The organism is Falsiroseomonas oryziterrae, assembly GCF_021864505.1.
Lineage (GTDB): Bacteria > Pseudomonadota > Alphaproteobacteria > Acetobacterales > Acetobacteraceae > Falsiroseomonas > Falsiroseomonas oryziterrae.
Map to the genome: position 1 here is coordinate 1 of NZ_JAKJIB010000378.1, position 3,659 is coordinate 3,659.

Genomic DNA, 3,659 nt, shown 5'->3' on the forward strand with positions numbered 1-3,659 from the left:
GTGGCAGGCGCGCCCCGGCCGCACCGCGCCGCCGCCCGCGCCCTCGAGCCGGCTGCGCGGCGGCGTCTGGGGCGCCGTCTCCGGGCTGACATCCACCATCGCGCATGCCGGCGGGCCGCCGCTCGCGGTCTATCTCTATCCGCTCAGGCTCGACCGCGCGACGCTCGCGGCGACCACGGTCGTCTTCTTCGGCGTGCTGAACTACGTGAAGCTGGTGCCGTATTTCTTCCTCGGCCAGCTGAGTGCGACGAACCTGCTGACCAGCCTGCTGCTGCTGCCGCTGGCCCCCGTCGGCGTGTATCTCGGCATCTGGCTGGCGAAGCGGATGAGCGATGCGTGGTTCTACCGGGTGATCTACGCGATGCTGGCGGTCACGGGGACGAAGCTGGTGTGGGACGGGCTCGGGCTGTGAACGGGTCGAAGATGCTCGGCGTGCTCGGCGGCATGGGCCCACTCGCCTCGGCCGAGTTCATGCGGCGCCTGACGCTGCTGACGCCGGCCGAGCGCGACCAGGACCACATCCCCGCGGTGCTCTGGTCCGACCCGCGCGTGCCCGACCGCACCGCCGCCCGGATCGCCGGCGGCGAGGACCCGCTGGCCGCCCTGCTGCGCGGCATCGCCGGGCTGGAGGCCGCGGGCTGCGGCGCCATCGCCATCCCCTGCAACACCGCGCATGGCTGGTTCGACGCGATGCAGGCAGCGACGCCGTTGCCGATCCTGCACATCGTGGACGCCGCAGCGGCGGACCTCGCGCGCCTCGGCATCGTGCGCGGCACCATCGGCGTGATGGGCACCGCGGGCACGCTGGCGATGCGGCTCTACCAGCAGCGCCTCGCCGCGCGCGGCTATGACTGCCTGGTGCCGGACGAGGCCGAGATGGAGGCGCTCGTCACCCCCGCCATCGCACGGGTGAAGGCGAACGCCGTCGCCGCGGCCTACGCGCCGCTCGCCGACGCCGCGACGCACCTCGCCGCGCGCGGCGCGCAGGCCGTGGTGCTGGGCTGCACCGAGATCCCCCTCGGCATCGCCGCCGGCCCGCCGCTCCCCTTCCCGGTCTGCGACACGCTGGACGCGCTGGCCCGCGCCGCCATCGCCTGGGCGCGAGGCTGACCGCGCGCGGGATTGCCGCAATTTCGTTTCGGTCGCTAACTTAAACACCCAACCCGCTGGGGATCGGGGCATGAGCGGCCTGGGACGATCGGGCGACGGCGACGCGACCGTGCTGCTGCCAGGCGCGGCCGCACCGCCCGCCGGCCAGGACCGCGGGCGCCGCATCCTGCGCCTCGTCGGCTGGATCCAGCTCGGCGGCGGGGCGCTGTTCCTGGTCCTCGCCGCGGTCTTCTTCCTCGACACGCGCGGCTTCCTCGCCCGCGCGGTCGAGACCGAGGCGCAGGTCGCACGGCTGGTCGAGCACCGCGGCGACAACGGCCTGCTCTACACGCCGGTCTTCGTCTTCAGCACGCCGCAGGGCACCGCCGTCGAGGTGCTGCACACCGCCAGCGCCAACCCGCCCGCTTGGCGGCCCGGCCAGCGGCTGCAACTGCTCTACGACCCGCTCGACCCGAAGCGCGCCTCGCCCGCCAGCGCGATGTCGGTCTGGCTGCTGGTCATCGTCTTCGGCGGCGTCGGATTCGTGATGCTCGTGGTCGGCGCCGTGCTGAACATCGTCGCCAGCCGGCGCGTGGCCCCGCGCCCCGGCTGAGCGCTGCCTGCGCGCTGCAACCTCAGTCGCAGGGGCAGCCGTCGGTCGGCGACTGCGCGCCGCGCACCACGTGATGGTCGATCCACTCGGAGACCAGCCGTCGCGCCTCGGTCACCGAGGCTTCCGGATGGTGGATGCGGTAGAGCGTGGTGCAGGCGGTGAAGGCGGCCATGTCGGGGCTGCCCGCCTCGCGCAGTTCGCGATAGGCGGTCACGACGGCGCGCTCGCAGCGGCGGGCGATGTGGCTGAAGTCGCGGCCCATCCTCGTCGTCACCCTTCCACGTGGCCCGGCGGCGCCGGGTTGCGACCCAACTGAGAATCGTTCTCAGTTGAATGGGCGTTTATACGACGTGCCCCCGCCCCCTTCAAGTGAAGCCGGCGTCCCGGGTCAGCCCCGCCCCACCGCCTCCGCCAGCGCACGCCCGACATCGATCGTCCCGGCATTCCCGCCCATGTCGCGCGTGCGCGGCCCACCCTCGGCCAGCAGGTCCTCGATCGCCTTCACGATCGCATCCGCCGCCGCCGTCTCGCCGAGATGCTCCAGCATCATCGCCCCCGACCAGACCTGCCCGATCGGGTTGCAGATCCACTTCCCCGCGATGTCCGGCGCCGAGCCGTGCACCGGCTCGAACATGGAGGGATGCGCCTTCTCCGGGTTGATGTTGGCCGAGGGCGCGATGCCGATGGACCCCGCCACCGCCGGCCCGAGGTCGCTCAGGATGTCGCCGAACAGGTTCGACCCCACCACCACGTCGAACCAGTCCGGATGCTGGACGAAATGCGCGCAGAGGATGTCGATGTGGAACTGGTCCGTCGCCACGCCGGGATAGGCCTTCGCCATCTCGGCGAAGCGCTCGTCCCAATAGGGCATGGTGACGGTGATGCCGTTCGACTTGGTGGCGCTCGTCACCTTCTTCCGCGGCCGCGTCATCGCAAGCTCGAAGGCGTAGCGCAGCACCCGGTCCACGCCGTGTCGCGTGAAGACGCTCTCCTGCGTGACGAATTCGCGATCCGTCCCGGCGAACATCCGCCCGCCCGAGGACGAATACTCGCCCTCGGTGTTCTCGCGGACCACGTAGAAGTCGATGTCCTCCGGCGCGCGGTTGGCCAGCGGCGTGCGCACGCCCGGCAGCAGCCGGCAGGGGCGAAGGTTCACATACTGGTCGAAGACCCGCCGGATCGGGATCAGCAGCCCCCAGAGCGAGACATGGTCCGGCACGCCGGGCCAGCCGACGGCGCCGAGGAAGATCGAATCCGCGCCTCGCAGCCGGTCGAGCCCGTCCTCCGGCATCATCCGCCCGGTCTTCGCGTAGGTCTCGCAGGACCAGTCGTAGTGGGTGAGCTCCAGCTCGAAGCCGAAGCGGCGCGCCGCGGCGTCCAGCACGCGCAGTCCTTCCGGCACCGTCTCCTTGCCGATTCCGTCGCCGGGGATGACCGCGATGCGGTGCCTGCGTGCCATGGGTGCCTCCTCGCCGCGCTTCCTGCCCCCGGCCGTCCGGCGCGGCAAGGGTGGCTCAGCGCGCCTGCTGGCGGCGCCACTCCTCCGGCGTCTCGAAGCGCCCGGACCACAGCCCCGCGCCGTCCCAGCGCGCGCGCAACTCCTGCGGCAGGTAGCGCCAGGAATAGCGCGTGTAGGCGACGGCCAGCCCCTGCCGCACCAGCGCGGCGGCCAGGTCCTCCTCGCCCGCCTCGCAGCGGCCGAGCAGGCGGTCGAAGCGGTCCTGGCCGAGCGTCGCGCAGCGCACGACCTGGCCCTCCGTCAGCCGCTGCAGCTCGGCCGTCGCCGCGGCGCCGCAATCCCAGGGCGCGCCGCCGCGCTCGCAGCGCTGGCGCGCCTCCGGCGCGTCCACCCCGTGCAGCCGGATGGTGGTGCCCGCCAGCACCAGCGTGTCGCCATCGACCACGCGCGCGGCGCCGGAGACATAGGCGTCCGGCATCGCCTCCTCCCAGAAGGCGG

Annotated in this window: 6 protein-coding genes; 3 read left to right on the forward strand and 3 right to left on the reverse strand. The window is 72.7% G+C overall.

The features are described 5' to 3' along the window. The 3 genes from L2I40_RS20475 to L2I40_RS20485 all read left to right on the forward strand — a co-directional run. A partial coding sequence (locus tag L2I40_RS20475; RefSeq protein ID WP_237217026.1) for a sulfite exporter TauE/SafE family protein occupies positions 1–412 on the forward strand: 412 nt, incomplete at its 5' end. Beyond that, entirely contained in the window at positions 409–1,110 is a 702-nt protein-coding gene (gene cuyB / locus L2I40_RS20480) for a cysteate racemase (protein ID WP_237217027.1), read from the forward strand. The genes L2I40_RS20475 and cuyB, both read left to right, overlap by 4 nt. A gap of 70 nt (positions 1,111–1,180) precedes the next feature. Continuing rightward, positions 1,181–1,702, forward strand: coding sequence for a DUF3592 domain-containing protein (locus L2I40_RS20485; RefSeq protein WP_237217028.1), 522 nt, complete (start codon positions 1,181–1,183; stop codon positions 1,700–1,702). Between the two features lie 22 nt (positions 1,703–1,724). Here L2I40_RS20485 and L2I40_RS20490 read toward each other — a convergent pair whose 3' ends face one another. From L2I40_RS20490 to L2I40_RS20500, 3 genes are all read right to left on the reverse strand, one after another. After that, a complete protein-coding gene (locus L2I40_RS20490) occupies positions 1,725–1,964 on the reverse strand; it encodes a hypothetical protein (RefSeq protein ID WP_237217029.1) in 240 nt (79 codons plus the stop codon). 126 nt (positions 1,965–2,090) lie between these two features. Continuing rightward, the gene (locus tag L2I40_RS20495; RefSeq protein ID WP_237217030.1) at positions 2,091–3,161 is read right to left on the reverse strand and encodes a tartrate dehydrogenase; all 1,071 of its coding nucleotides are present in this window, start codon (positions 3,159–3,161) and stop codon (positions 2,091–2,093) included. 55 nt (positions 3,162–3,216) lie between these two features. Continuing rightward, the coding region (locus tag L2I40_RS20500) for a thermonuclease family protein (RefSeq protein WP_237217031.1) at positions 3,217–3,659 on the reverse strand (443 nt) is incomplete at its 5' end.